The sequence below is a fragment of the Acinetobacter sp. YH12049 genome, from assembly GCF_013419875.1.
GTDB classification, from domain to species: domain Bacteria; phylum Pseudomonadota; class Gammaproteobacteria; order Pseudomonadales; family Moraxellaceae; genus Acinetobacter; species Acinetobacter amyesii.
In genome coordinates, this window is sequence record NZ_VOZH01000081.1 from 1 (window position 1) to 5,662 (window position 5,662).

The following is a 5,662-nucleotide window of genomic DNA, read 5'->3' on the forward strand; positions in this document are numbered from 1 at the left end:
GGACAAGCATCGTCATTTTATTATGGTCAGCCTCAAGGTGAAGTGTGTCTAATCAACAGGGTTTTCGGTCTCTAAGCACTTTTAAAAAGGAACTTCATCGACTCAAATCTCTATTTGCAACAGTGCCGCTAGGATCTTCTCTTGTGTAGATTCATCTTGCTGTTCAAGCCACTGATTAAATAGATCTGTCGTAATGACTGTCCACATACCACAACCAAAATATAGATTATAGTCTATATTTTAGGAGCATTATGCTTGTTTTGCAAATGAGAAATGATAGGCAATAAAAAAGCCCGACATCCTGTCGGGCTTTTTCGTATTGGGTGTTTAGGTATAACTCCTGTCGTACCTCACGTCCTGGTGTCGCACTTATCATTATTGTTTTATGTGTTGGAACATCCTGTTCTCTATGTCCCCATCATATGAAAAATCCCCATACTGACATAGACGCAATGCTCCCTAATTCATGTCAGCCTTGGCTTACAAGGTTGCTCAAAACTTACCCCAAGGTTTATCCGCAAAAATTGTGGATTGTTTTTAGGCTGAAAGCCTTATAGAGTGTATGTGATTCTTGGTTTTGAGTGTTTTTTGAGCAAAAGTGTTGGCAAAAACTATCAAAACCGCTCATAAAAAAGCCGACTTGTTTCAAAATCGGATTTTTGGGCATTTTTGGATTTTTCTTAGTTTGTTAAGTTTTTGATATTTATATTAATATACAAGTGTTGATTTCGTATAACCACCATTATGTTAAATGGGTGGATTATTTTCATTAATGATCCCAAAAGCTTTTCTCCATGCCTGAGGGCTGGTGCCATATTTTTCACGAAAATTTTTTCTAAATGACACGGTATTATTAAAACCTGAAAGCTCGGTTATCTTTTCGATAGACAAGTTTGTCGTTTCTAAAAGTTCACAACTTAATCTGATTCTTTCAGTATTCAGCCAATCGACTAGGGTCATGCCTGTCGCTTTCTTAAAATACCGTGTGAACGTCCTGCGTGTCATATGTGTCCGTTCAGCGAGGCTTTCAATATTATGTTGTAAAGCTAAATTCTTTCTTAAAAAATCAAGTAATACATTAATTTGTGCATCTTGGCTCGATTCTGCGACTGGCTGTTCAATAAACTGAGCTTGCCCACCTTCACGGTGAGGCGGGATCACCATTACTCTAGAGACTTTATTCGCAATTCGTGCATTATAGATTTCTCGTACCAAATATAGGCAGCAGTCTAATGCTGCACCTGTTCCAGCAGAGGTTACAATCCTTTGGTCTTCTACATACAGGGCATCATGATCAAGTTGAACCTGTGGAAACCGCTCACTGAAATCTTGTTCAGCCATCCAGTGCGTAGCTGCTTTTTTATGGTCAAGTAAACCAGCATATGCCAGTGCATAAGTTCCATAGCATAACCCTACAATTCTAATTCCAGTCTGATATGCACAATTTAGGGCATCGATAAGTACTTGTTCAGGCTCGTGATTAAAATCATCCCACCCAGGAATAATAATAAGATCCGACTCTTTAATGAGCTCGACCCCACCATCAGGGATAATCATCATAGACTGTTCTGTTGTTACGGGCTGGCCATCTATAGAAAAAATTTTCAGATCAAATAAGCGTTTATCTTCAATCTTGATATTGAAAATGATATGGGGGATAGAGAAGTGAAATGGATTTATATTGGGATAAACGAACAATCCAATCACTGGTATAGCCATTCGATCTACCTCTCTAAAATAATAAATATAGCATGTTGTCCCAATAGTTTCGATGATTGTCCTTAAGGACAATTTTTTTGTTTGATGATTTCTATCATGATTCAAGTATGACTAAATGATTGGATCTAGAACATGAATAAAATTTTAAGTAGCTCTGTTATTGCACTCTCTCTGGCAATGGCTTCAGTCCATTTATATGCGAATGATAAAGTGGTTCAGCGAGATACCTCTAAAGTGACGCATATACAAGAAATTCGCAATGCAACGATTAAAGTAACCTATGCGGATACAACTTTTTTAATTGACCCAATGTTTGCTAAAAAAGGGTTCTATGAAGGTTTTCCTGATACTCATCGTAGCTATTTACGGAATCCATTAGTCGATTTGCCTATTAAGCCTGAAACGATTTTAGAAGGTGTAGATGCGGTAATCGTGACTCATACCCATTTAGATCATTGGGATGATGCAGCACAAGCGACTATTCCGAAAAACATGCCGTTGTTTGTACAGAATAAAGAAGACCAGAAAATCATTCAGTCACAAGGCTTCAAAGATGTTCGTGTATTAACTCAAGCGACCTTTGAAGGGATTAAGCTCACTAAAACTGGTGGTCAACACGGTACTGATGCCATGTACCGTATTCCTAAGCTTAAAGCTGGATTAGGTGAAGCAATGGGTGTGGTATTTGAAGCTGCTGGCCATGAAACTGTTTATGTGGCAGGAGATACCATCTGGCGTTCTGAAGTTGATCAAGCGATTCAAACATTTAAACCTGATGTGATTGTCTTGAATACAGGTAACGCCTTGGTTGATGGCTTTAAAGAATCCATTATTATGGGCAAAGAAGATACTTATCATGCAACTCAGAAAGCACCAAATGCTAAAGTGGTTGCTGTTCACATGGATGCAATTAACCACATGTCGGTAACACGTGCTGAGCTTGCAGATTACGTAAAGGACAAAGGAATTCAAGATAAGGTTTTAATTCCTATCGATGGTGAAACGCTTTCTTTCTAAAGTGACTTAAAGAAGTGGAAGCATTCCACTTCTTTAAAAACCTAAGTAGAACAAAACAAATATTAGTTAAGTAAAGGAACAGATATGTCAAAATCAGCTTTATTAGTTATCGACTTACAAAATGAATATCTACCTACAGGTAAATTACCATTGGTAAATATTGAACAAGCTGCTGCTAATGCAGTGAAAGTAATTGCGAAGGCCCGTCAACAGGGTACACAAGTTATTCATGTCCAACATATTGCTAATGCTGAATCTCCTATATTTGAACCCAACTCAAATGGTATTGAATTTCAGGACACAGTTAAGCCGCAAGAAGATGAAGCTGTAATCATTAAAAATCACATCAATGCGTTCTTAAATACGAATCTCAAAGAAATTTTAGATAGTAATCAAGTGACTGAGTTAGTCGTGATTGGTGCTATGACGCATATGTGTGTTGATGCTGCTGTTCGTGCTGCTTCTGATTTTGGTTATAAGGTAAAAGTGATACATGATGCTTGTGCAACACTAGACTTGGAATTTAATGGCGTTAAAGTACCTGCTGGTCATGTCCATGCAACATTAATGGCCGCTTTTGAATTTGCATATGCTCAAGTGATATCAACTGAAGATTATGTTAGCTAACGATTAAGATTTTCTAAAATTAACATAATACACATCTTACAAAATGCTTAAATTTTTCCTTTTAGCATCAATATCTTAGTCAAAACCGTTCTAGGGTTCAGCGAACTAGAACGGTTTTTTCATGATTATTCATGTTCCATGCCTATTATTTAATCAAAGTTCCATGATTTTAATTAGTTGTTCTGAATAATTAAATTCTAGTTGATCAAAACTGAGCTAGTGTCTACGAGCGATTGAGCAACATCAAAATTTCACGCATGCCTTTTCCCTGATTACAAAACTTTCTTTTGCAACTAAACAAGATTAATCTTTTATTTTTTACATGCTTTTAATAAGGTATATTTTACTTCTGTGAAATTAAATACACACCAAAAGCTGTAAAAATTCCTCCTGAAATACCATCAATCCAGTTTGCTGTATTTTGATATATAATTTTAAATTTTGGAAATGAGAATATAAAAACAACAAGACTAAGCCATACAAATGTTTCTATGCCAATAATTAGCCACATAACAAAATGCATCTGATTTAATATTGGATTAGATAAAAATATAGAGAATACGCTTCCAAAATAAATTACTGCCTTAGGATTAGAAATATTAGTTAAAAATCCATTCATGAAAAATCGTAAATTACTTTTAGGCAGTTCCACATTAGAAGATTGTTGATGGTTTTTTTTAGAAAAGGCAGATTTCAGCATTTGAAAGCCGAGCCAACATAAATATATTCCACCAGCAATCATTATTATTCTTCTTAGCCACTGAAACTTTTCAAAAATAATATTTAGCCCAACTAAAGCAAAAAATGCCCAAATAAGTACGGCTGTAGTAATCCCAAGAACTACATATATCGCTTGAATACGAGAGCGACTGATGGCTGTTCGAGTCACGATAAAAAAGTCAGGACCAGGTATAATTAATGCACAAAAATTAATAAATATTAAAGAACCTAGTGCTAACAACATATTGCTTAACCTTAAATATAAAAATCAGTGGCACTAGAAGCTCTTTCAAGTACATAATAAATATAGAATTATATTTTCTAAAATTAACATAATATACATTATTATACGAAATTTTTTATATTTTGTATTATTAATTAATGGTATACATCATTTTGATTAGCCCCTATCCTCCAGATTGGGCTTTTTTATGGATTCTTTACGCTCCACGCCTATTATTCAATCAAAGCTCCATGATTTTGATTAGATATTCTAATAATTCAATTCATCTTAGTAAAAACCGAGCGAGTGTCTACGAGCGATTGAGTACCATTAAAATTTCGCCATTTCCCTGATTACAAACTCTCTTGTGCTTAATAACGAAAGATACAGAGCATCCCGAATGGGTGCGAACTGTATTAGTTAAACCCTAGACGAGCGAAGCGAGCATAAAGATTACTGAGCGAAGCGAAGGCATATAAGTCAGCGGAAAGTGGCAATATCGATGCAATGTATTGGCTTGGTGATGGGTATGCGACATACGCTGGTTTAGTTGAAGATATGGACCCAACTGATGCTGAAGAACATTATAAGAAAGCTTTTGTGTGGTTCTCAAAAGGATCTGACTTAAATCATACTGATTCTATGGTGGGTTTAGCTAATTTATATCGTAATGGTGAGGGAGTTACTGAAGATACTGCTAAGGCATTAGATTTATTTAAAAAAGCTGCGTCTCTTGGCAGTAAAGAGGCTATGAGGGATCTTGAATTTATGTATCGATATGGAATAGGTGTAGAAAAAAATTTAGATAAAGCAAAATTTTGGGAAGATAAGGCACAGATGTAACTATGTAGAATAATTAAAATTAACATAATACACGTTATACGAATTCCCAAGGCATGGCTTTTAGTCATGCTTTTTTTATCAAAAGAGTATAGCTGAATGATAGCGAGCCAAATAATATAAAGCATCTATCATTAAACTTAATGCAATAATTAAATGATAGTATTATCATTTATCTAATCGAATTAAGGCTAAATGATAGAAATGAATACACGTATTTATCTACGAGCTTCAACTAAAGATCAAGATGCAGAAAGGGCTTTGCAGATTCTTCAGGATCTAAACCAAAATTTGAATTTGGGCGAAACCATTGTGTACGTGGAAAACTATAGTGGTACGAAGTTAGACCGACCTGAATTGAATAAGCTACTGTCAGAAGCAAATCAAGGGGCACTGTTGCAAATAGGCTGACATGATAAGCTAAATATCTTATTTATTTCGAGATACAGCAGATGAATCCCTTCCACGGTCGGCACTTTCAAGGTGAAATCATTCTTTGGGCTGTTCGTTGGTATT

The 5,662-nt window shown here is 35.6% G+C and carries 4 protein-coding genes and 4 pseudogenes; 5 read left to right on the forward strand and 3 right to left on the reverse strand.

Annotation, left to right across the window (positions count from 1 at the left end; translation table 11 throughout):
- Positions 1-75 (forward strand): annotated as a pseudogene (locus FTU05_RS17180) (IS6 family transposase); the annotation flags it as partial.
- Between the two features lie 33 nt (positions 76-108).
- Here the strand turns inward: FTU05_RS17180 and FTU05_RS18005 are convergent.
- Both FTU05_RS18005 and FTU05_RS17185 read right to left on the reverse strand, forming a co-directional pair.
- Positions 109-207, reverse strand: a pseudogene (locus FTU05_RS18005) (type II toxin-antitoxin system RelE/ParE family toxin); the annotation flags it as partial.
- 540 nt (positions 208-747) lie between these two features.
- A complete protein-coding gene (locus FTU05_RS17185; RefSeq protein ID WP_180166159.1) occupies positions 748-1,719 on the reverse strand; it encodes a GlxA family transcriptional regulator in 972 nt (323 codons plus the stop codon).
- Between the two features lie 132 nt (positions 1,720-1,851).
- On the opposite strand from FTU05_RS17185, the gene FTU05_RS17190 reads away from it, so the two are divergent.
- Positions 1,852-2,736 (forward strand): MBL fold metallo-hydrolase, encoded by an 885-nt coding sequence (locus tag FTU05_RS17190; protein WP_005176778.1) that lies wholly within the window; start codon positions 1,852-1,854, stop codon positions 2,734-2,736.
- Positions 2,737-2,820: 84 nt separating this feature from the next.
- Positions 2,821-3,363: a cysteine hydrolase family protein gene (locus FTU05_RS17195; RefSeq protein ID WP_180166161.1), complete on the forward strand. Its 543-nt coding sequence runs from the start codon at positions 2,821-2,823 to the stop codon at positions 3,361-3,363.
- A 343-nt stretch (positions 3,364-3,706) separates the two neighbouring features.
- Here the strand turns inward: FTU05_RS17195 and FTU05_RS17200 are convergent, their stop codons facing one another.
- Complete coding sequence (locus FTU05_RS17200) at positions 3,707-4,327, reverse strand: LysE family transporter (protein WP_180166163.1); 621 nt, start codon at positions 4,325-4,327, stop codon at positions 3,707-3,709.
- 438 nt (positions 4,328-4,765) lie between these two features.
- Here FTU05_RS17200 and FTU05_RS17205 point away from each other — a divergent pair.
- Positions 4,766-5,149 (forward strand): annotated as a pseudogene (locus FTU05_RS17205) (tetratricopeptide repeat protein); the annotation flags it as partial.
- A gap of 192 nt (positions 5,150-5,341) precedes the next feature.
- Positions 5,342-5,551: pseudogene (locus tag FTU05_RS17210) on the forward strand (recombinase family protein); the annotation flags it as partial.
- Positions 5,552-5,662 lie beyond the last annotated feature (111 nt).